The following is a 22,461-nucleotide window of genomic DNA, read 5'->3' on the forward strand; positions in this document are numbered from 1 at the left end:
GCCCTCGGGCGACCTGGAGTTCCTGGGCCGCACCGACGACCAGGTCAAGATCCGGGGCTTCCGCATCGAGCCCGGCGAGATCGAGGCCGTCCTGGCCGACTGCCCCGGCGTCACCGCCGCGGCAGTCCTGGTCCGCGAACTGCGCGGCACCCCCGCCCTGGTCGCCTACGTCACCGGCGACGGCGTCGCGCGGGAGGCGTTGGCCGAGCGGTGCCGTGACCTGTTGCCCGCCTACATGGTCCCGACCGCGTTCATCCTCCTGGACCACCTGCCGCGCACCGTGCAGGGCAAACTCGACCGGGCCGCCCTGCCCGATCCGGAACCGCCCGCCCCGACCGTCTTCACCGCCCCGAGCACCCCCACCGAGACGGTGACCGCCCAGATCTGGGCCGAGGTGCTGGGCGTGACCGAGGTGGGGGTCCACGACGACTTCTTCGTCCTGGGCGGCCACTCCCTGCGGGCCGTGGCCGCCGCCTCCCGCCTGCGGGCCGCGTTCGACTGCCCCATCCGCGTCCGCGACATCTTCGAACATCCCACGGTCGAGCGACTCGCCGCCGAAGTGGAACGCCAACTCCTCGAGCAGATCGCCGCCATGAGCGAGGACGAGATCGATCTCTCCCTCACCGTCGAGTAATCCGACCGCCTCCCGAGACAGATGGGAAGACACGCCATGACCACTCCCCGGGTCGCTCCCGCCCCGATCACCCGCGGTGACCTCTCCCCGGCCGCCCGACGCCTGTTGGAACAGCGGCTCCGCGGTCGGTCCGTCGCCCCCGCGGCGACCGTCATCCCCCGCCGTTCACCCCGGACCGGGGAGACCCCCCTGTCCGCCGCCCAGCAGCGCCTGTACTTCCTGGAACAGCTCGACCCCGGCGGCACCGAATACCTGATGCCCGCCGCCTGGCGGTTCACCGGGCCGCTGGACGTCGCCGCCCTGGACGGCGCCGTCCGCGACCTCGTCGCCCGCCACGAACAGCTGCGGGTGGTCTTCCCCGACCACGACGGTGTCCCCGCCCAGCGCGTCCTGCCCCCCGACGGGGCCGGACTGGAACTGGTCGATCCGACGGCCGACGATCCCTCCCGGGACCCCGGGGAGGCGGTCGCCGAGGCGGTCCGGGAAGCGGCCCTCCGTCCCTTCGACCTCGCCGTCGAACCCGCCTTCCGCGCCACCCTGATCCGGGCCGGCCACGAGAACCACGTGCTGGTGTTGGCGATGCACCACATCGTCTCCGACGGGTGGTCGCTGGACGTGCTGGTGCGCGACCTCGCCGAGTTCCACCGAGCCCGTGTCCGCGGCGGGGCCCCCGCCCTGCCCCCGCTGCCCGTCGACTACACCGACTACGCCGTCTGGCAGCGCGGGGCGGACCATGACGTGTCGCTGGAGTACTGGCGCTCCACGCTCGCGGGTGTCACCCCCCTGGAGCTGCCCACCGACCATCCGCGACCCGAGACCCGCTCCCCGGTCGGGGCGGTTCACACGGTCGAGTTGTCGGAGGAAATGTCCGAGACGGTCGCCCGGATCGGCCGCCGCGCCGACACCACTCCCTACACGACCCTCATGGCGGCCTTTCGCACGGCGCTGGCACTGCACAGCGGGCAGAGCGACATCGCGATCGGCACCATCGTCGCCAACCGGGAGCGGCCCGAGACCGAACGGCTCGTCGGCTTCTTCGTCAACACCCTCGTCGTGCGCACCGACCTGCCCGGCGACCCCACTCCCGACGAGGTGCTGGGTCACACCCGCGAACGCGTCCTCGGCGCGCTCTCCCACCAGGACCTGCCCTTCGAACGCGTGGTGGACGTGCTCGCTCCCGAACGGGACCTCTCGCGCAACCCCCTGGTGCAGGTGCTGTTCTCCTACACCCCGGTCCGGGACGGCGCCGGGTTCGTCCTCGGCGATGCCGTCGGCACCCCCGTGTCCATCGACCTGACCACCGCGAAGTTCGACCTCTCCCTGGAGGTCCGGGACGAGGGGGGACGGCAGAAGCTGGTGTTCGTCTACCGGCCGGACCTTTTCACCGAAACGACCGTCTCCCGGCTCGCCGACCACACCACGGCCGCCCTGCGGCTCTTCGCCGACCGCCCCGACATCCCGCTGGGCGCCGGCGACCTGCTCACCCCCGGGGAGCGCGAGTCGCTGCTCGGCCCCGGGAGCCCCGCCCACCCGCTGCCCGGGCCCACCTCCTCCCCCCGGTCGGTCCCCGAGCGGCTGACGCGGTGGCTGCGGCGGGACCCCGACGCCGTCGCCGTGCGCGCCGGCGGGGTCGATCTCACCCGGGCCGAACTCGACACCGCCTCGCGGGCCCTGGCGGACCGGCTGCGGGCGGCGGGCGTCCGACCGGGCGAGCCGGTCGGTGTCTGCCTCGACCGGTCGGCCGACCTGGTGGTCGCCCTGCTCGGTGTCTGGCGGGCGGGAGCCGCCCAGCTCCCACTGGACCCGACCCATCCCCGCGCCCGTCGGGCCGACACCCTCGCCGACGCCGGCGCCTCCCTGGCGGTCACCGACGACACCGGCGCCGCGGCCCTGCGCGGCCTGCCCGTTCGTACGCTGCTCGTCCGGGGAACCGATACCGACGAGGTGCCCGCCCCGAACACCGGGTCCACCGACGGCGCGTCGGACCACCCGGAACCGGATGATCTCGCCTACATCATCTACACCTCCGGCTCCACCGGCAGGCCCAAGGGCGTGGAGATCACCCACGGCAATCTCGCCTGGCTGCTCGACGCGGCGGACCGGCACTTCGACTTCGGGCCGAAAGACGTGTGGACACTGCTGCACTCGCCGGCCTTCGACTTCTCCGTCTGGGAGTTGTGGGGGGCACTGGCCACCGGCGGACGTGTCGTCGTTCCGGCCGTCGAGGAGGTGCGCGATCCCGCCGCCGTCCACCGGCTGCTGCGCGAGGAGGGGGTGACCGTCCTCAACCAGACGCCCGCCGCGTTCAAGGGATTGCGCGCCCACCTGGCCCAACACGGCGCCTCCTTCGGCGACCTGCCGCTGCGCACCGTCGTCTTCGGCGGCGACGCCTTCGACACCCGCGACTACCGGAACTGGTTCGCCGTCCCGGCGGGGGAACGACCGGTCCTGGTCAACATGTACGGCATCACCGAGACCACCGTGCACGTGACCTTCCGGGAGATCACCGGGGCCGACCCCGACGGGCCCGCGCCCTCACCCATCGGCCTTCCCCTGGCGGGGCAGCACGGCTACGTGCTCGACCACACCCGACGTCTGGTGCCGCCGGGCACGGTCGGGGAACTGTACGTCGCCGGCGCCGGCGTGGCCCGGGGGTACCGCGACCGCCCCGACCTGACCGCCGAGCGTTTCCTGCCCGACCCCTTCGGGCCGCCCGGAGGCCGTATGTACCGCACCGGGGACCTGGTGCGACTCCTGCCGAACGGCGACCTCGCCTACATCGGACGCGCCGACCACCAGGTGAAGATCCGGGGCTTCCGCATCGAGCCGGGCGAGATCGAGGCGGCCCTGCGCGACTGCCCCGGTGTCGTCGACGTGGCGGTGGTGGCCCGTCCGGTCCCCGGCGGCGGCTCCCGCCTGGTCGCCCACGTGGTGACCTCCGAGGGCAGGCCGCTCGACGCCCCCGCCCTGCGCGAAAGGCTCCGGCTCACCCTGCCCGAGCACATGGTCCCGGCCCTGTTCGTGCGCCACCCGCGACTGCCCGTCACCGCCAACGGCAAGGTGGACCGGGCCGCCCTGCGTTCCGTCGAGGGCGTCGGCACGACCACCGGCGACCACGTGCCGCCCACCACCCCCGCGGAACGTGAACTGGCCCGCATCTGGGGAGAGGTCCTGGGCGCCGAACGCGTGGGGACCGAGGCCAACTTCTTCGACCTGGGCGGTGATTCCATCCTCGCCCTGCGGGTCGTCGGCATGGCCCGGACGGCCGGCCTCGGTCTCACCGTGGCGGACCTCTTCCGCGCCCGCACCCTCGGCGGACTCGCCCGGCGTGCCGACGACACCGCGGCCCCGACCGCGGCCCCGCCCCGCCACACGCCGTTCTCCCAGATCGACCGGGAGCGGGCCGCGCGGCTACCGGGGGGAGTGGTGGACGCCTACCCCCTCACCATGCTCCAGGCGGGCATGCTGCACGAGATGCTGGCCGATCCCCGCCGAGGGGCCTACCACAACGTCACCGACCTGAAGATCACCGTTCCGGAGGGATTCGACCGGGAAGCCTTCCAGGCGGCCGTGGACGTCGTGGTGCGCGAGCACGACATCCTGCGCACCTCCGTGGACCTGGTCTCCCGGGGTGAGCCGTTGCAACTGGTGCACCACGCGGCCCGTCTGCCGGTCGGCTACACCGACCTGCGCGGTCTGCCCCGCGAGCGGCAGCGCCAGGTGATGCGACGCTTCGTCGACGACGAGTTCGAACGTCGATTCGACCTCACCGCCCCACCCCTGGTCCGCCTCCACCTGCACCACCTGACCGACCACGAGCTGCGGTTCACCATCACCGACTGCCACGTGGTGCTCGACGGTTGGAGTCTGACCTCCCTCATCGCCGACCTGCTGGACCTGCACCGCCGGGCCGTGGCCCACGGCCAACCGCCGCGACTGCCGACCGCGCCGCGCTTCGCCGAGTACGTCGCGCTGGAACGGGCCGCCCTGCGCGACGAGGAGAGCGCCCGTCACTGGACCTCGGTCCTGGACACCCTGCGACCGGTCGCGTTCACCCGGCGCGGCGAGCCGATCGCGGACGGCCCGGTGGTCCACGAGATCCGCCGCTCCTACCGCGAGCTCGCCGAACCCATCGGTCGGTTGGCCCGCGAGTCCGGGGTGCCGCACCGCACCGTCCTCCTCACCGCCTTCCACCACCTGATGACCCTGTTCGCGGAGCACGACGACGAGGCCCTCGGCCACTCCGTCGGCGTGGCCACCAACGGTCGCCCCGAGGTGGAGGGAGCCGACCGGATGCGCGGCCTGTTCCTCAACACCGTGCCGTTCGGGGTGCCGCGTCCGCGCGGCACCCGACGGGAGCGGCTGCGGGAGGTCTTCGCCGCGGAACAGGAGATGCTGCCGCACCGCCGGTTCCCGTTGGCCGCCATGACCCGGCTGCGCCCGGGCGCGGCCAACCCGGTGCAGGCCGTCTTCAACTTCGTCAACTTCCACCGGTTGTCCGGCGACACCTGGGACGAGTCCCTCGAAATCGCCCGTACCGCCTTCCCCCTGCTGGTCAACGCCGGCGTGGACGGCTTCTCCCTGGACGTGGACCCGGAATATGTCGCCCCGGAGACGGCCGAACGGTTGGCCGATCTGTACCACGGACTGCTGCGGGACATGGTGACCGCTCCCGACGCGCCCCTCACCCCGCCCGCCCTTCCGCCGGCGGCCCGGGAGGCGACGCTCGCCCTCGGCCGCGGTCCGGCCCGGACCAACACGCCGCTGTTCTTCCACGAGTGCGTCGACGGGCACGCCGCCCGCACCCCGCACGCCGTCGCCGTCTCCCACTCCGGCGGCGAACGGGTCACCTACGCCGAATTGGGGATCGCCGCCAGGGGGATCGCCGAGCGGCTGCGGGGTCGGGGCGTCGGCCCGGAGACCGTCGTCGGGATCTGCGTCGAGCGCGGACCCGACATGGTGCGCGCCGCCCTGGGCGTCCACCGGGCGGGCGGGGCCTTCGTCCCGCTGGACCCGGGGCTCCCCGCCGAGCGGCTGCGGTTCATCGCCCGCGACAGCGGCATGCGGGTCCTGCTCACCCAGAGCGCCCTCACGGGCACGGTGCCCTTCGAGGGCCCCGTACTGCTGCTGGACGACCCGACCGACCGGAACTCGCCGACCACCGACACCCCGGTCCCCGGACCGGGGATCACGCCCGACAACACCGCCTACATCATCTACACCTCGGGCTCCACCGGCACCCCCAAAGGGGCGGCCATCCCCCACCGGAGTCTCACCAACATGCTGGAGGGCCAGAGGGACATCGTCACCCACGGTCCCGGGGTCCGCGTCCTGCAATTCGCCTCCTTCGGCTTCGACGCCTCCATCCTGGAGATGACCTGGGCACTGGCCAACGGCGGGGTGCTGTGCACCGCGTCCCGCGAGGACCTGCGCCCCGGCCCGGATCTGGCCGACACCCTGATCCGGGAGGGCGTCACCGCCGCGATGCTCCCGCCCAGCGCCCTCGCCACGCTCGGGGAGGACCGCTTCCCGGCCCTGGACCAGCTCCAGGTCGCCGGTGAGGAGTGCCCGGCCGAGCTGGCCGACAGGTGGTCCGACGGCCGCTCCTTCCACAACATCTACGGCCTCACCGAGGCATCGGTGTGGAACGTCGCCGCGCGACTGCGGCCCGGCGGGGGCCGTCCGCCCATCGGTATCCCGATCCGCAACACCCGCGTCCATGTCCTCGACGACGACCTCCTCCCCGTTCCCGTGGGCGTGCCCGGCGAGATCCACCTCGGCGGCCTGGCCGTCGGCCGCGGCTACCTCAACCGCCCGGAAACGACCGCCACCGCCTTCGTGCCCGACCCCTACGGGCCGCCCGGCGCCCGGCTGTGCCGCACCGGTGATATCGGCACCCACCTGCCGGATGGTTCCGTCCGCTGGCTCGGGCGTCGTGACGCGCAGATCAAGCTCCGCGGCTACCGCATCGAACTCGGCGAGATCGAGCACGCGTTGCGGCGACTCCCCGGGGTCGGCCAAGCCGTGGCCATGCTCCGGCGCGATCTGCCCGGCGAACCCGGGATCGTGGCCTACCTCGTGCCCCGGGACGGTGCGCGGCCGACCGTCGGGTCGCTGCGCCGCGAACTGCGCGGCCGACTGCCCGGGTACATGGTGCCCGCCCGGTTCGTCCTTCTGGACGCCATGCCGGTCAACACCAGCGGCAAGGTCGATCGGCGGGCGCTGCCGCCACCCTCCGCCGAGCGGACGGAGGACGGGGTCGGGTACACGGCCCCGCGCACCCCGGCGGAGGAGATCCTGGTCGGGGTCTGGCGGGAGGTCCTGGGCATCGAACGGATCGGTGTCCACGACGACTTCTTCCACATCGGCGGCAGTTCCCTGTCCACCGTCCGGGTGGCCGCCCTGGCCGCCGATCGGGGTCTGTCGATCACGGTCCGCGACATCATCGAGGCACCCACCGTCGCCGGACTCGCCGCCCGCGCCGACGGGGAGTCGGAGCCCGGGACGGTCCCGGTGATCCGCTCCGAGGTGCGGCTGCGCGAGGGCGACGGCGCCCCGCTGTGGTGCGTCCACCCCAGCGGGGGCAGCGCCGCCTGGTACGTACCCCTGGCCCGGGCCCTGGAGCCGGGGTACCCGGTGCGGGCCTTCCAGGCCCGTGGCCTGCTCGGCGGCACCGACCCCGAGGACATCCCCGGTATCGCGGCCAACTACGCCCACGAGCTGGCGGCACGGGGGGATGGTGGTCCGCACCACCTGCTGGGCTGGTCGATGGGGGCCAACATCGCGCTCGAGATGGCCACCCGGCTGCACGGGGACGGACAACCGATCGTCCCCCTGGTGCTCATCGAGCCCTACCTGCCCAGTCCGGAGGCCACCGCCCGGCTCACCGCGGTCGGTCACCGGATGCGTGAGGCCCTGTCCCTGCGCGATCGGGTCCGGGAGCTGCCGCCCTCACCGGAGCGGGAACGGGTGGCGGCCGAGCTGACCGTCCTCCTGCTGGACGCGGGCATGAGCCGCGGCGAGGCCGACATGGTCGAGAAGGCGCCCATCGAGGTGTGGCATTCCCTGCTCACCGCGCTCGCCCGCTACACCCCGCGCCCCCACTCCGGCCACATCCACCTGGTGATCGGAACCGAGGCCGCCCGACTGCCGGAGGACCGCCCCATGCCAGGCCTGGACGTGGGCTTTCGCGCCTACGTCGACCGCTGGCGCGCCCTCGCCCTCGGAGGGCTCACCGTCCACGTGACCGAGGGAGACCACATGTCCATGCTCTCCGAGCCGCTGGTGCGTCGCACCGCCGCGCTGCTGGAGTCGATCAGGGCGGAGGCCCGGAAGTGACCGCACCCGTTACCCTCACCCCCACCACTCCGACCGACGCCCCGGGAACACCGGCCTTCGCCGAGCGGTACCTGCTCGATCCGGGGATCAACGCCGACCCCTACGGTTACCTCAACGCACTGCGGGATCACCGGCCGGTCCACCACAGCCGGATGCACAACGCCTGGCTGATCACCGGTCACGAGCAGGTGATGCGCTGTCTGCGCGACCCCGCGATCTCCGCCGACCGGGTCCGACCGCTGATGGACGCCGTCCCCGACGGAGCCCGCGAGGACGCCGAGCGCGCCTTCGGGATCCTCTCCCGCTGGATGGTCTTCAACGATCCGCCACAGCACCGGCGGCTGCGGCAGGTCTTCCAGGAGCAGTTCGCCGCCCGTGCCATCGCACGGTACCGGGGCTTCGTGGAACGGGTGACCCGCACGGTCCTCGCCCGCCGGGCCGCCCCCGGCACCACGGGCGATCTCGTCGCGGACATCGCCCGGCCGCTGCCCGCCCTCGTCTTCGGCAGATGGCTCGGCGTCCCGGCGGCCGACGGCCCCTCGTTCTGGTACTGGAACGCCAGGGTCGGCGATCTGGTGCTGGGCGCCGCGCAGGAGGAGCGCGAGTACCGCACCTCCCTGCGGTCCCTGGTCGGTCTGGAGGACTACCTCGGAGACCTGGTGCGACGGCGCCGTTCCGAACCCGGCGACGACCTGATCAGCTCGGTGCTGGCCGACGGTCGGGTGGGTGACACGGTCACCGAGGAGGAGTTCGTCGGGATGCTCACCCAGATGGCCTTCGCCGGTGGCGAGACCACCGGCAACCTCATCGCCAACACCGTCCTGGCGCTGCTGCGGAACCCGGCCGAACTCGCCGCCGTCCGGGAGGACCCCGAACTGGTCGCGGCGGCCGTCGAGGAGACCATGCGCCACGACGGGCCCTCCAAGATGTCCATTCGCGGCGCGGCCCGGGACCTGGAGCTGGACGGGCACGCCATCCGCGCCGGGGAGCGCCTGTTCCTGGTCACCGCGGCGGCCAACCGGGACCCGGCGCGCTTCCCCGACCCCGATGTCTTCTCCGTCCGTCGCGCCGGCACCTCCCATCTCGGATTCGGTTTCGGTGCCCATTTCTGCATCGGCGCGGCGCTGGCCCGCCTGGTCGCGGTCGCGGTGGTCGACGTGCTGGTCCGCGACCACCCCGACCTGCGGCTCGCCTCCGACGAGCACACCTGGCAGCTGTCGTTGCTCAACCGCAGCCTCACCGCCCTGCCCGTCCACTACTGACCTCGCAGCCGGCCCTCGATCCCGACCATCACGCACCGAAAGGTTCACTCATGGCGACCACTCTGGGAGGCGCCGGGTCACGACTGTGGAGCCCTGCCCGGCACTCCTCCTTCCGCCTGCTGTGGCTGGCCCAGGCACTCTCCCAACTCGGTCACGGCTTCAGCTACATCGCCTTCGCCTGGATCACCCTCACCCTCACCGACTCCGCCCTGGCCCTCGGCTACGTGCTCGTCTTCCAGGCGGTTCCCCGGGCCCTGCTCACCCTGGTCGGCGGCTCGCTCGGCGATCGGTGGTCGCCCCGCCTGCTGATGGTGCTCTCCAGTTGGGTGAGGTCCGCCCTGATGGCGGCCGTCGGAGTGGCCGCGCTGACCGGGGCGTTGACGCTCTGGATGCTGTGTGTCGCCGCCGCCCTGTTCGGGGCCGTCGACGCCTTCTTCCAGCCCGCCCGGGTGGCGATCCTGCCCCGGGTCGTGGACCGGGAGGCGTTGCCCCAGGCCAACGCCCTGCTGGGGGCCGGCGCCCGGGTGTGCGCCGTGCTCGGCCCGGCCATCGGCGGTGTCGTGGTGGCCGTCACCAACGCGGGCGTCGCCTTCCTCGTCGACGCCGTCTGCTTCGCCGTTTGCGCCCTGTGTGTCTCCCGCGTCCGGACTCTTCGGGAGACCGCCGAGGAGACCGCCGGGGAGACCGCGAAGAAGGAGGTGGCGCGAGAGGAGGACGATCCGGACGCCGGGGCCGACTCCGGCCTGTTCGGCCGCATCGGGGCCGGTATGCGGTATGCCTGGCGGGACCCCCGTATCCGCTGCATGCTGGTCGTCGACACCGTCGTGACGTTCTGCTACGCGGGGCCGTTCACCATCGGCTTCGCCACCCTGGCCCGCGGGGAGTTGGACGGCGGCTCGATGACGCTGGGGCTGCTCAACGGTGCGCTGGCCGGCGGCGCCATCCTCGGGGCCCTGGTCGGCGGCACGGTCTCGGGTCGCCCCCGGGTGGGTCTGCTGGTGGCGGGGTTGGCCGGTTGGCTGGCGGTGGGCATGGGGGTGCTGGGTGTGCTGGACAGCGCCGCGGTGGCCGTCGGCACGGTCCTGACCATGGGATTCGCGATCGGCTTCCAGGGAGTGTTCGGGCTCAGCTGGCTCCAGCGCAACGTTCCCGAGTCGGTACTGACCCGGGTGATCTCCCTGGACATGGTCCTCGGGTACGCCATCGCCCCTGTCTCGCTGCTGATGTGCGGGGCGCTCGCCGACACGGGAACCGGCGTGATGTTCGGGATCGTCGCCCTCGTCCTGGTCCTCACGGCACTGGGTACGCTCGCCTCGCGCCCGGTCCGTGCCATGCGGTGACCGGGAGGTCGGGGAGATCCCGTGTCGTCCTCACAGGGAAGCCGAGAGGTCGCACAGGGCCGAGCGGTTCGGACGGCCGGTCTTGGTGATGAGGCTCGCGATGTGCTTCTCCACCGTCCGGGGGGATATGTGCAGGCGATCCGCGATGTCCTTGTTGCCGGGCCGGTCGGGGAGCAGTCGGAAGACCTCGTACTCCCGCACCGTCACACCCAGGGCCCGCAGTTCCTCGGGGATGCCGCTGGTTCCGGTGCGGTGTTGGTGCACCGGTGCTCCCAGACGGCGCAGCTCCGCCCGGCAGGCGTTGGTCACATCGGGCACCTCGGTGCGGTGGAAATGATGCTCGGCACGGCGCAGCCAGGAGACGGGATCGCCCCAGCCGTCCTCATGGGCGGCGGGGGCTACCAACCGCAGGCCCAGGTGCAGGGCGGTGGGGTAGGGCTCGGCGAGTCGCAGCGCCCCGGCCGCGACGGTACCGGCCTCCTCCCCCCGGCCCTCGCGGCCGAGGAGGACGGCCCGGGCCAGTTCGAGGAACTGCCGATTCCAGCGCAGCCGGCCGGGAGCGGTGGCGGCGATCTTCCGATGGGCGGCGCGGTCGGCGTCCCGGGAGAGCACGTCCAGCAGGACCCCGATCCCGTAGTGGCCGCTCAGGTAGTAGGTGCTCGGGTTCTCCCGCTCCAGGGCGGAGACCGCGCGCAGTTCCCGGACGGCCCGGGAACGGTCCTCCTCCAACAGGGAACAGAACGCGCGGGCCAGACCGAGCGTCAGTGGCTCCTCCTGGGAACCGGTGCCGCCCCAGTCGGTGAACGTCTCCAGTGTCGACTCCATCGTCGCCCGGTCCCCGCGGTGACCCGCGAGCGTCGCCCGGGCCAGGAGGAGGTACCGTGCGGCGGGGGCCAGGCGCAGGCGCTGCACCACCGGCAGTTGGGTGTCGCCGGACCGCTCCGCCTCCTCGAACTCGGCGCGCAGCACGGCGTCCAGGGTGAGGATGCCGTCGATGGTGTGGACGACGGTGACCGATCCGAGCCGCTGGGCCTCCTCCCGTGCGGTCAGCAGTGCCCCGGTGTCCCCCTCGGTGAGCCACCTGTTGCCACCGATACGGGTGAGCACGTACATCCGCTGCAACGGGAGACGGTGCTTCTCGGCGATGTATCGGGCCCGTTCCAGCAGACCGGTGGCCTCCTCCACATCGCGTTCCCGGGCGAGAGTGGCCAACAGCTCCAGCGCCTGGCAGGCGACCATGGGAAGTTCGTGGCGTTCGGCGGCCTCCAGCCCGGAGCGGGCCAGCTCCTCGGCGAGCTGGGTGCGTGCCGCCCCCGGGGTGTCCAGTGTCAGATAGGCCGCGGTGACCTCGATGGAGGCGGTGTCCCGTTCCGACGCCGTACCGTTCAGGGCGGCGCGGGCCCGCTCGATCTGCCGGTTGCCGTCGGCCCAGCGTCCGGCCACGTGGGCGACACCCGCCAACCGGGTGTGCAGGACGGCGAGCCGACGTGCGGTGAGACCGGCCCCGCCCAACGCGTGCAGTTGCTCGGCGAGTTCGAAAGCACGGGTGAACTCACCCGTCTCGGCCAGTGCGGGGAGCAGGGCCTCCAGGGTTTCCGCGCGGCGGGTGATCTCCGGGGTGTCGGCCAGGAGTTCCTCCGCCCGGCCGAGCAGGGTGACGGCCGAGCCCACCATGCCGCCCCGCAGCGCCCGCAATCCGGCCTCGGCGAACAGGCGGCCCGCCTCGACGGATTCCCCGGAGGCGGAGCGCAACTCGGCGACGAGGGGACACCAGTCACCGTCCAGGTCCGGATGCAGCGTGTGGACGGCGTCGGCCGCCTGCCGGGCGAGGTCGGCCCGGTTCCCGGGCGTGAGCTGGGTGAACAGTGCCTCCACGGTGAGCGGATGGCGGAAGGCGTACCAGTCGGGCGCCGGTTCGTCGGGCACGACCAGTTGGGCGGCGACGCCGGCGTGCAGATGGGTGAGCAGTGCGTGGTCGTCCATTCCGATCATGTGCTGGAGGACCGACAACGGGAAGCGGCGGCCGAACACGGCCGCCACGGAGAGCAGGGTCAGCCCTTGCGGCCCGAGCCGGTCGATGCGGCGCAGGATGCCCCGGGCGAGGGTGTTCGACACGTCGCTGCGCGGATCGCCGACCACGCGCCAGCCGTCCTCGCCCCGGACCAGGGCACCGCCGGAGATCATCCCCTGGAGGAGTTCCTCGATGATGAACGGACTGCCCGCGCTGTCGTCCCACAACCGGTCCAGGGCCACTTCGGGCACTTTCCCGGGGTCGGTGCCCAACTGTGCCGCGATCATGTCCCGCGCCTCGTCGCGGCGCAACGGCAGCAACTCCATCAGGGTTCCGCTGCCCCGCTGTTGGGCCGCGAGTGCCATGTCCAACGCGTCGCAGGGTTCGGTGCGGATCGTGGCGAGCAGCACGGCGGGCGAGAAGTCGAGGTTGTCCACCAGGTACTCGACCACGGCCAGGGTTTCCGGGTCGGCGTCGTGAAGATCCTCCAGCAGCAGGAGCTGGCCCCGCTCCCGGCCGGTCGCGATCAGCAGACGCAGCACCGCTTCGCCGAGCACCACCATGGAACCGGCCTCGCGGATCTCGTTGCCCCACTCGGGGATCAGCTGCCCGAGCACCGGCCGGTAGGGGCCCAACGGCAGGTCGTCCATCGGCTCGCCGCCGCGGAACAGCGACATCAGTGCCTCGGTGAGCGGCCTGAAGGGGATGGTGGGGCCGGTGGTGCTGCTGCGTCCGCGCAGTACCCGCATCCCGGAGTCGAAGGCCATTCCGGCCGCCTCGGCCGCGAGGCGCGATTTACCGATGCCCGCCTCTCCCGTCAGGAAGATGACCCCACCTCGCTGCCGCCGCGCGTCTGCCAGCGATTGCTCCAGCCGCGCGAGGTGGTGGTCACGTCCGACGATGTTCGGCGCACGAGAACGCATGAGGACGGAGTGTACTCGGGGAGTGGGGATCACGTCGGGAGGGGGACGTGGCGCTCACCGTTCCCACCCGGTTCCACGACTTCCGCCCCGGTGCGGATCACCCCCGTCCACGGGGTGATCCGCACCGGTCGTTCGGGTCAGCCTTCAGGCCATGCCGCCGGGCGCGGAGACGCTGGTGTCCAGGGTGCCGAGCGTGACCACGACGCCGCTCGTCAGCACCATGCCCGCCAGGGCGCGAGCCCTGGCGCAGGTCTTGTTGCGCCCGCCCAGGGCGATCCCACCGGTGGGGTCCCCGTCGCGCGGGGTGGGGACGGTGGTCTCGGCACGCGTGGCGGGGGTGGCGGGGGCAGTGGTGCGCTGCGGCATGGGAACGGTCCTTTCGCGGGGGTGGGGGTGGGGGAACGTGTCGGTCGGATCGGGTGGGGAGGTCGGGTGGAACAGGTGGTCTCGGGGGCGTTCGGCCGTCAGGACGGTGTGTCCAGCAGGAGGACCGAGGGAACCTCGGCGGGGAAGCCCAGGCGCAGCAGGCCGTAGCCGATGCCGGCCAGGCCGCTGAGCAGACCGGGGGAGGGCACCTGCTCGGGGGTGCCGCATCGGGGGCCGTGGCGTTCGATCCGCCCGAGCAACTCCCCGGACCGGGCGCGCAGCAGCTGCGCGGCCCTGCCCTCGCCGCGGGCGGCCAGGACGGCGAGGGTCTCCAGGACGCCCGTGGCACCGTGTCGGGGACTCAGGTCGAGGGGCAGGGGGCGGGAGCCCAAGAGCGTCGCGCAGCGTTCGAGATCGCCCCGGTGCTCCCCGGGCAGTGCGTCGGCCGCGGCCATCGCCGTGCCGGGGAGCCCGTCGTACCAGGTGAGGTCGCCGGGGCGGTCCAGGGCGCGGGCGAGGGCGGTCCGCAGGGAGCCGGCGGCGTCCTCACGGACGGTCGGAGGGACCCCACTACCGGGGATCCCGGCGTGTCGGAGCAGCGCCCAGGCCGTACCCGCCTCGCCCCGGGCGAATCCGGGACCACCGGAACCCGCGGCGGGAAGAGTCGCCAACCGGTCGGCGAGGGAGTCGGCCAGCCGGGCGGAGCCCGGAAGGCCGCTGACACCCCACACCGCGAGCGTGCAGGCCAGGGCTCCGGCCAGGCCATCGGCCACGTTCCCGGAACCGTCCCCGGCCTCGGCGGACAGGGTCGCGAGCTCCAGGGCCGCCAGGGAATCCGGCAGACAGTCGACCGGGTCCCCACCGAGCAGCGGACCCAGTCGCGCCGCGGTGTAGGCGATTCCGCCCAGCCCGTTCAGGGCGCCCGGACCGGCGGCGGCGCTCAGCGCGGGGTCGCGGACCAGCGCGGACAGCAACCCGGGCAGGCCTTCCACCACCCGGCGTGCCAGCGAGAGGTAGCGGTGACCACCCGTCAGGGCGCCGATCTGGGCGAGGAACAGGGCGACCCCGCAGTACCCCTGGGCCAGACCGGCTCCCATCGGCAGTACCGCCCAGTGCTCGTCGGTGATCTGTTCCAGGCCCAGCCAGTTGACCCGGTCGGTGCCGTGCACGGCCCGCGCGGCGATCTCGTCCGCGATCCCGCAGGCGGCGCTCAGGAGTCGGGACGCCTCCGGCGCGACCGGGGGAGCGGATTGTGGGGCGAGCACCGAACGGGACCGCCGTTCACCGGAGTTGACCGCCGTGACGGCGAGGGTGGCGGAGATGACCCACTCCTGGTGGTGCCGGTCCACCTCCCCCATACCCGCGATCTTCCCGCCGGCCGATCCCAGACCCGCGACCGGCAGCACCCCGGCCAGCCGGTCGCCGCGCGCCGTCCACACGGCGGTTTCCCGGGGCCGGTGGAAGAAGACGGGTACGTCTCCCGACCACAGGTCGGTGATCTCCTCCTCGATCAGCCGCCGCCGGAGCGGGTCGTGCGCCGACTCGGTCCACAACACGGCGAACACCGCGTCCCTGGCGAGGGCATCACCGAGGACCGCCGGGTGACCGGCTTCCTCCAGCAACGTGGTGTACAGCCGGGTCGAACGGGCGATCAACCGACCCGGGCTCCCCGCCCAACGGGCCACCGGCCCGTCGGCACCCAGCAGCCCCGCCCGATGCTCGCCGATCGTGTCGTAGGCGCGGCGGAAACCCTCCAGCAGCGCTGCCCGGTGATCGGCGTGACCCGCGGTACCGCCGTTGAGCAGGGGCCGGTTGCGTCCCTTCTCACAGGCCACCGGTCCCCGAACCACCCGCATATCGTCCGTGCCGGCCCCCACCCAGCGCAGTCCGTCGGCGGGAAACGCCTCGCCACCGGGACCGCCCAGGGCCGAGATGTCCACGGCACCGTTCTCGCCGATGAGCAGTTGGGGCAGTAGACAGGTGCGGTGCACGGAGGAACCCAGGGCCTCCGCCGCCGGGTCGGGACCCGTGGTCAGCGCCGGTGGCAAACCGGGGTGCAGCAGGGTTTCGGCGTCGATGAGCACCGGCTGGTCCCCACAGGCGATCACGTTCTCGTAGTGCATGTCCGCCCCCTCCAGCGCGTACAGCAGCGCCAACAGCGCACCCTGACGGCGGTAGAAGCGGTCGACCTCGGTCACCGAGGAGCAGCCCCGGTGCCGGATGTACTCCAACCAGCCGTATCCGGCGCGCGGCAGCGACCCGGGGGTCCGCAGGTCCAGGCCGTCCACCCGGTCGTTCATCCAGGCCACCGAGTCCTCCAGGAGCCGGTGCTGCTCCAACGGGCGGGGCTTGTAGACCACCCGGGCGCCACCGGCGAACCGCAGCACGGCCACCGAACGGTTCCCCTGGTGGGAGTCCCCCCGGTCCATCTCGATACCTGTCAGGGGCCCGGGGTCCTCGCCCCCGAGAAGAGTCTCCACCAGGGCCGGTCGGTCGGCGGCGTACCGTTCCAGGAGCTCCGTCATGGCCGCCGTCGCGAGGACGCAGGATTGGCCGAGCAGACGGGCCAGCACCGGATAGCGGGTGAACAGCTCCGTCAGGCCCGACCGGGTTCCCGCGGCTGCGGTGAAGGAGTCGAACCGCTCCCGAGAGGTGTTCCCCACCAGGTTGCCGGCGGCACGGGCGGCGTGCAGTTCCCCCACCAGGGCGCGGCCGGCCTGACGGGTCAACCGGTCGCCCAGCCGATCCTCGAAGGCCACGCGGGCCACGGTCAACTCGTCACCCGAAAGGGGGACCCGCTCGGCCACCGCGGCCCACGCCGGGACGATCAGGGGGCGTATCACGGGGAGGAAGGCCCGGGCCCCTTCCGTGGTGACCGCCGTCCCCGGGACCGCGGGGGACGGGGCGTCGTCCCCCGCGACCGGGCGGGGCCCCGCCCCCGGTGCGGCGGCCACCGCCCGCTCCACGTACTCCGCCCATACGGGCTTCGCCGTACGCCGGGCCAGCCGGTCGACCGCTTCGCCCGCCAGCGCCACCAGACCGGCCTCGCTCACCCCGAGGCTCGCGCTCCGGGCGGTGAAGCCCGCCTCGTCGCCGAGGGACCACGGGGTCGGACCCCGCCGGTCCGTGGGGGACGTGGTGGTCGGTGTGCCCGGAGCGCTCAGTCGCTCGCGCAGGTTCAGCCCGGGGGCCCACCAGTCGCGGGACAACGGCCGGACCCGGGGGGCCGGGGCAACAGCGGAATCAGTCACCTCATCAACGTCCCGGGCCCGCCGGATCCGCACATGGGGAAAGTTCCCCCATATTCTTCGTCCCCCGGGTACCCGGGTCCCCCATCGGTCTCCCGGACCCGGGGGAGGGGCCGCCTCCGTTTCGCGCCCAGGTTCCCGCGCACCGGTGCCCCCGGCAGGGCAGCGCACCTGGTGGGAGGGGGTTCTCCCAATCTGGGTAGCGTTCCCCGATGTTCCGACCCGCCGTTCGGACGACGCTGAATCCAGCCCTATCCGGAAGCCGGCCCCACGGACCGGCCGGTGAACCTCGGAGGACCCCGATGGGAGACCCCGTATCCGTCAGTGTGGTCGCGCTCGACCCGGTCCTGGAAGCGGGTACCAGGAGCACGCTGCTGAACAGTCCGGACCTTTCCCTGGTCGACCCCGGTGGGGAGACCCGCGTGGTGGTGATGATCGTCGACCGTGTGGGGGCCCCGGAGTTGGAGGCCCTGCGCACCACCCGCGAGGCCCCGAGACCCCCCGACGTGGTGCTCGTCGCCAGCGAACTCACGGTCGCCGAGACCCTGCACGCCCTCACCCTCGGCGCCCGTGGACTGCTGCGGCGCCGGGAGGCGGACGCCGGACGTCTGGCCCGCGCCGTTCTCGCGGCGGGTCGGGGCGACTGCACGCTCCCGCCGGACCTTCTCGACCGTCTGCTGGAACGTTCCGCCTCACCCGGTGCCGGGGACGGGGAGCCCGTCTCGATCCGGGGCGCGGGAGACCTCAACGATCGGGAGCGCGCCGTGCTGCGTCTGGTCGCCGACGGTCATGAGACCAACGAGATAGCCCGTCGCCTCTGCTACTCCCCCCGAACGGTCTCCACCGTCGTGCACGACATCACCCGGCGTTTCCGCCTGCGCAATCGCGCCCACGCGGTGGCCTACGCGCTTCGGGCGGGTCTGCTGTGACCACCGCCGTGAGCGTTCTCGCCACCGTTTCCGGCACGGAATCCTCCGTCTCCTCCGTGGCGGAGGCCCCCGACTCCGAGCCGCGGGTCCGGGTTTTCTCGGCGCGGGGCACCTCCTCCCCGGGGGACACACCGGGATTCCCGGACCCTCTCCACGCCATGCTGCGCCGGGCGGGCCTCCTCCCCGTCGTCGAGGAGGGGCCGGACGCGGACACCGTGGTGGTCGTGGTCGCCCCGACCGTCGAGGAGGCGCTCTCCCGCCGTCCGCCGGGGGAGCACCGGGCCCTGCTGGTCTGTGACACGGTCACCCCATCGGGGTTGCGCCGGGCCATTCGGTGCGGTGTTCCGGCCGTCCTGTGCGCGGCCGGTCTCACCCCCGAGCAACTCGGCGCGGCCGTGCGCGGGGCCCGGCGGGGCGAGGGGCGACTGCCCTATCCGCCTCTGGCCCGGCTCCTCGTCGCAGGCGACGCCCCCGGTCCGGTCGGGCTCACCCCGGGACAGAGCAGGGTGCTGACGCTGGTTGCGGACGGATACGCCAACGCCGACATCGCCCGCCGGATCGGCTGTTCCGAACACACGGTCAAGAACACCGTGCACGAGGTGATGGGCCGTCTCCAGGCCCGCAACCGGGCCCACGCGGTGGCCACGGCGGTGCGCACCGGACTGGTGTGACGGCTCCTCCGGACCAGCCGGTGGGCCACCTCGACCCACCTCCCGGCCCACCGCCCCGGTCCTCGAACACATGGGAATCCCACCGGGACGGAGGCGTGCCCGCGGCGGCCCGGGGGTGTGCGTGGTTGTGGGTTCCGCTTCCCGGGGAAGGAGGGGGAGAAGAGGCGATGTACTCCCCGGGGTTCCATGGGACGGGGTGGTCACCGAACGATGACGGGCGGGGAGCCGGCCGGTGCCCCCGGAAACGGAGCAGGCGCCCCGGGAGCCCCGCCCCGGGGAGGGGAGGGCCGATGACGACGGTGATGGCGAGGGCGGCCGGGGAAGTACCGATCGGGGTGGCCTGGTTGATCCTCGTGGTGCTGCTCGCGGGTGGGGCGGCGGTCGGGGTGACGACGGTGATGGCCGCGCGGGGGAAGCTGTCCCGCAATGCCCTGGCGGGGATTCGCACAGGGCGTTCCATGGCGAGCGACGAGAACTGGTTGCTGATGCACCGGGTGGCGCGGCCGTGGGCGGTGGCGGGCGGGGCCGTGATGGGGCTGGTGGCCCCGACCGGGCTCCTGACCTCCGACGAATCGGTCTTCGGCGTCGTCGTGACGGCGGGGACCCTGCTTTCACTGATCCCCTTGTTCATCGGTGTCCATCGGGGCACCCGGGCGATCAAGGAGCGCGAGCGGAAGGACGGGTCCGGCTCCGCTTCCGGGTCCGGGTCCGGCATCCGCCCGTGACCGCCCGGGGCGTGCGGTTGGTCCACGAGACGCACGCGATCACCACGGACAACGAGGCCGGGGTGGTGACCGGTTGGAGACCGGGGCGGTTGTCCCGGCGGGGGCGGGAGGTCGCCGTGGAGTTGGGGGCACGGCGGCGGGGTGACGGGATCTCCGCCGTGTTCGTCTCGGACCTCGCCCGGGCGGTGACCACGGCGCGGATCGCCTTCGCGGGCACCGGCATCCCCATCCATCGGGACGCCCGTCCGCGCGAGTGCGACCACGGCTCGTTCACCGGTCGGCCGGTGGCGGAGGTCGCCGCGACGCGGCGGGACCGGGTGGACCGGCCGTATCCGGGTGGGGAGAGTGTGCGCGGAGCGGTGTGGCGGGTCGGGGGGTTCCTGGCCGATCTCGCGGTGGAGCGGGACGGACAGCGGCTGCTGGTGATCGGCCACGCGGTCGGCCGGTGGGCGCTGGAACACCTGGTGCGTGGTCGTCCGTTGGAGGAAGTGGTGGCGGAGTCGTTCGAATGGCGTCCGGGGTGGGAATACCGGTTGTCGGGTGGGGAAACCGGCGGGATCCGGTGGGGTCGGGCGGGCCGGGGAGGGAGGAACCCCCGGATGGGTGATTAACCCCGGAAATCACCTGAAAGAGGGAAATTCTATCAGATTTGTTCGAATTCCGGCGCGCTTCGACGCCTCCGCGCGTTCCCGTACGTCTCGGCGCGTGGAAAACCTTCCCTCAATCGACGCGATGATGTGACCGTATCGAGATGACGAAGAGGGCAACCGGAAGTCGAGTCGCCCCGCGCACGGGAAAAGTCGACAAGTCCTCACCGAAAGCGAAACGCGAGAGCGGGGTATCGGATCCGACTCCCCCGTGGGGAGGGGTCCGACACCCCGCTCTCGGATGAATTCCCGGACGCGCCCGTCATCGGGCCGCCGGCTCAGTTGAAGGAGCGCTCCATCTGCGCCAACTTGGCCTCCAGCAGGTCCAGGCGCGGGCTCGCGCTCGAGGACCCGGAGGACGATGGGGAGGGGTCGCCGACCTCGGCTCCGCCCGACTGCTCGCGGCCGACCCGGCCGTCGCTCACCTCCAGCGTCGTCTCCCCGCCCTGTCCGGCCTCCAGGGCCATCTGACGGCCCCGACCGGGCAGCATCCGGTGGTGTCCCATGGCCCGCAGGCGGGCCCGCTCCAGCTTCCGCTCGTCGCGAGCCCGGCTCTTGGCGGCCTCCTTCTTCTGCCGCTCGTCGCGCACCTCGTCGACCGCCTCGTCGAGCGTCCGCACACCCTCCAGCAGCATCAACGACCAGGCGGCGAAGGTCTCGCGCGGGGCCCGCATCCATCGCACGAAGCGGATCTGCGGCAGCGGACGCGGCACCAGGCCCTGTTCGCGCAGGGCGGCCTTGCGGGTCTGCTTCAGCGCGCGGTCGAACAGGATCGCGGCGGCCAGCGACATGCCGGCGAAGAAGTGCGGGGCACCCGCGTGCTCCTCGCCGCGCGGCGCGTGCACCCAGTTGAACCAGGCGGCGGCGCCGGCGAACAGCCAGACCAGCATCCGGGAGGCGATCGAGGCGTCACCCTGGCTGGCCTCCCGAACGGCGATCACGGCGCAGAACATGGCCGCGCCGTCCAGGCCGAACGGGACCAGGTACTCCCAGCCGCCGGAGAGGTTGAGGTTCTGCCGTCCGAAGCCGACCAGGCCGTGGAAGGAGAGCGCGGCGGCCACGCCGGCGCAGCAGAACAGCAGGGTGTACGAGGCGGTGGCGTACAGACGTTCCTTGCGGCGCCGGCGCTCCTCCATGCGTTCCCAGGAGTCCTCGGCCGCGTCGCTCCCGGAGGGCTTGCGCCCCCGGGCGAGAAGGGCCACGGCCACCAGGAACCCGCACAGGAGTACGGCCGCCGCCAGCACCCAGCTGAACTCTATGTCGGTCAATGTCATACGGGTCCCTTTATCCGGCCGGTATCGGTGCTGCCGTGGGTATGGCTTCGCGCGGCGTCATCGCCGAAACCCCGGCTCCGCCACGGGATTCACCACGGGGTTCCGCGAAAGAATGGTGTGCACCGGATATTAAGGGATCGGGAAGTCCCGTTGCTACCGGATCCCGGAGAGACGTTCGACGCGCTCGGCGTCACAGGTGCGCGGACAGGTCAGGCAGGTGTCCTCGGGGCGAATCGTGTAGAAAAGGCAGCAACTGATGCGGTCCCGGGTGGTGTGCCGCCGTCCCCGATCGTCCGTCAGTTCGCGGAAGCCGGCACCGCCGGTGTACGGGGCGGTCGAGCCCGGGAGCAGCAGTTCGGCCTCGTGCCGGGCCCGCTCCTCCTCGCCGAACAGGCCGCCCAGGTAGGTCAGGCTCTCCGTCAACTCGTCGGAGGCCATGCCCCACAGCGCGCGTTCGCGGCGCCGCATCAGGGGGCCGAAGGTCTCCAGAAGGGGCGTGAAGTGCTCGGCGGCGGCCGAGCGCAGGGCGGCGCGCAACGCCTCCTCGCCGTCGACCGGACGGGCGCCGCGCAGGTCGGCGGCGGGGTCGTCGGCCAGGCAGTGGAATCCACCCACCCGCACGGTGAGGCCCTCGTCGTCGAGCAGGACATCGGCGGGGGAGAGGATCGGCACCCGGCGCAGCAGGAACCACGGGACGGTGAACAGGGCCGCGGACGGCCACATCACCCGGTGCAGGGCGAACCCCGCGATCACGTCCGGACGGGCCGGGGCCCCGTAGTCCCGCTCGGCCCGCCCCGCCTCACGGGCGAGGAAGGCGTCCAGGACCGCCCCTCCCGCCGCGAGCCCGCCCAGGTCCCACCGATCACCGGCGGGGACGCCCCGGCCGGGGGCCTCCTCGCGGACGCGAAGAGTGGGCAGCACCCGACCGATGCGCTCCCAGGCCGGGGCCAGGGGCGAAGCGGGGGCGAGGGCGGAGAGCATCACGAGGTCACCTGTGCAAGATCGCGTGGGCAGGTAAGCCTTACCTTAACTCAGTCCGCTCGGGGTTTGCTCTCGGGACATCCTTGCCTACAGTGCACGGGTCGTGTTGATT

The 22,461-nt window shown here is 72.7% G+C and carries 13 protein-coding genes; 8 read left to right on the top strand and 5 right to left on the bottom strand.

The features are described from left to right. The 4 genes from LZF96_RS18305 to LZF96_RS18320 form a co-directional block, all read left to right on the top strand. A partial coding sequence (locus tag LZF96_RS18305) for a phosphopantetheine-binding protein (RefSeq protein ID WP_233873588.1) occupies nt 1-634 on the top strand: 634 nt, incomplete at its 5' end. 36 nt (nt 635-670) lie between these two features. Continuing rightward, nucleotides 671-7,972: a non-ribosomal peptide synthetase gene (locus tag LZF96_RS18310; RefSeq protein WP_233873591.1), complete on the top strand. Its 7,302-nt coding sequence runs from the start codon at nt 671-673 to the stop codon at nt 7,970-7,972. Next, a complete protein-coding gene (locus LZF96_RS18315; protein ID WP_233873594.1) occupies nt 7,969-9,234 on the top strand; it encodes a cytochrome P450 in 1,266 nt (421 codons plus the stop codon). The genes LZF96_RS18310 and LZF96_RS18315 overlap by 4 nt, the downstream gene beginning before the upstream one ends. Nucleotides 9,235-9,284: 50 nt before the next feature. Continuing rightward, entirely contained in the window at nt 9,285-10,574 is a 1,290-nt protein-coding gene (locus LZF96_RS18320) for an MFS transporter (protein WP_233873597.1), read from the top strand. Between the two features lie 30 nt (nt 10,575-10,604). On the opposite strand, the gene LZF96_RS18325 is transcribed toward LZF96_RS18320, so the two are convergent. The 3 genes from LZF96_RS18325 to LZF96_RS18335 form a co-directional block, all read right to left on the bottom strand. After that, nucleotides 10,605-13,508 (bottom strand): AAA family ATPase, encoded by a 2,904-nt coding sequence (locus LZF96_RS18325; RefSeq protein ID WP_233873601.1) that lies wholly within the window; start codon nt 13,506-13,508, stop codon nt 10,605-10,607. 144 nt (nt 13,509-13,652) lie between these two features. Beyond that, entirely contained in the window at nt 13,653-13,874 is a 222-nt protein-coding gene (locus LZF96_RS18330; protein ID WP_233873604.1) for a hypothetical protein, read from the bottom strand. A gap of 98 nt (nt 13,875-13,972) precedes the next feature. Further along, nucleotides 13,973-17,125: a type 2 lanthipeptide synthetase LanM family protein gene (locus LZF96_RS18335; RefSeq protein ID WP_233873607.1), complete on the bottom strand. Its 3,153-nt coding sequence runs from the start codon at nt 17,123-17,125 to the stop codon at nt 13,973-13,975. A gap of 299 nt (nt 17,126-17,424) precedes the next feature. On the opposite strand from LZF96_RS18335, the gene LZF96_RS18340 reads away from it, so the two are divergent. The 4 genes from LZF96_RS18340 (at nt 17,425) to LZF96_RS18355 (ending at nt 20,058) form a co-directional block, all read left to right on the top strand. Continuing rightward, nucleotides 17,425-18,051 carry a LuxR C-terminal-related transcriptional regulator gene (locus LZF96_RS18340; RefSeq protein WP_233873610.1) on the top strand — a complete coding sequence of 209 codons (627 nt, stop codon included), beginning with the start codon at nt 17,425-17,427 and terminating at the stop codon, nt 18,049-18,051. Beyond that, nucleotides 18,048-18,722, top strand: coding sequence for a LuxR C-terminal-related transcriptional regulator (locus LZF96_RS18345; protein ID WP_233873613.1), 675 nt, complete (start codon nt 18,048-18,050; stop codon nt 18,720-18,722). The genes LZF96_RS18340 and LZF96_RS18345 overlap by 4 nt, the downstream gene beginning before the upstream one ends. A gap of 290 nt (nt 18,723-19,012) precedes the next feature. Then, nucleotides 19,013-19,447, top strand: coding sequence for an SdpI family protein (locus LZF96_RS18350; RefSeq protein ID WP_233873616.1), 435 nt, complete (start codon nt 19,013-19,015; stop codon nt 19,445-19,447). After that, nucleotides 19,444-20,058: a histidine phosphatase family protein gene (locus LZF96_RS18355; RefSeq protein WP_233873619.1), complete on the top strand. Its 615-nt coding sequence runs from the start codon at nt 19,444-19,446 to the stop codon at nt 20,056-20,058. Before LZF96_RS18350 ends, LZF96_RS18355 begins: the two co-directional genes overlap by 4 nt. A 314-nt stretch (nt 20,059-20,372) precedes the next feature. Here LZF96_RS18355 and LZF96_RS18360 read toward each other — a convergent pair whose 3' ends face one another. Next, nucleotides 20,373-21,368 carry a DUF2637 domain-containing protein gene (locus LZF96_RS18360; RefSeq protein WP_233873622.1) on the bottom strand — a complete coding sequence of 332 codons (996 nt, stop codon included), beginning with the start codon at nt 21,366-21,368 and terminating at the stop codon, nt 20,373-20,375. A 153-nt stretch (nt 21,369-21,521) separates the two neighbouring features. Next, complete coding sequence (locus LZF96_RS18365; protein WP_233873625.1) at nt 21,522-22,349, bottom strand: (2Fe-2S)-binding protein; 828 nt, start codon at nt 22,347-22,349, stop codon at nt 21,522-21,524. Between the last annotated feature and the right edge of the window lie 112 nt (nt 22,350-22,461).

This window comes from Streptomyces sp. ST2-7A, from assembly GCF_021390475.1.
Taxonomy (GTDB): Bacteria; Actinomycetota; Actinomycetes; order Streptomycetales; family Streptomycetaceae; genus Streptomyces.

Coding starts and splice junctions, on each gene's coding strand:
- LZF96_RS18365 (WP_233873625.1), bottom strand. CDS start 22,349: ATGCTCTCCGCCCTCGCCCCCGCTTCGCCCCTGGCCCCGGCCTGGGAG.
- LZF96_RS18310 (WP_233873591.1), top strand. CDS start 671: ATGACCACTCCCCGGGTCGCTCCCGCCCCGATCACCCGCGGTGACCTC.
- LZF96_RS18360 (WP_233873622.1), bottom strand. CDS start 21,368: ATGACATTGACCGACATAGAGTTCAGCTGGGTGCTGGCGGCGGCCGTA.
- LZF96_RS18330 (WP_233873604.1), bottom strand. CDS start 13,874: ATGCCGCAGCGCACCACTGCCCCCGCCACCCCCGCCACGCGTGCCGAG.
- LZF96_RS18340 (WP_233873610.1), top strand. CDS start 17,425: ATGGGAGACCCCGTATCCGTCAGTGTGGTCGCGCTCGACCCGGTCCTG.
- LZF96_RS18325 (WP_233873601.1), bottom strand. CDS start 13,508: ATGCGTTCTCGTGCGCCGAACATCGTCGGACGTGACCACCACCTCGCG.
- LZF96_RS18320 (WP_233873597.1), top strand. CDS start 9,285: ATGGCGACCACTCTGGGAGGCGCCGGGTCACGACTGTGGAGCCCTGCC.
- LZF96_RS18350 (WP_233873616.1), top strand. CDS start 19,013: ATGACGACGGTGATGGCGAGGGCGGCCGGGGAAGTACCGATCGGGGTG.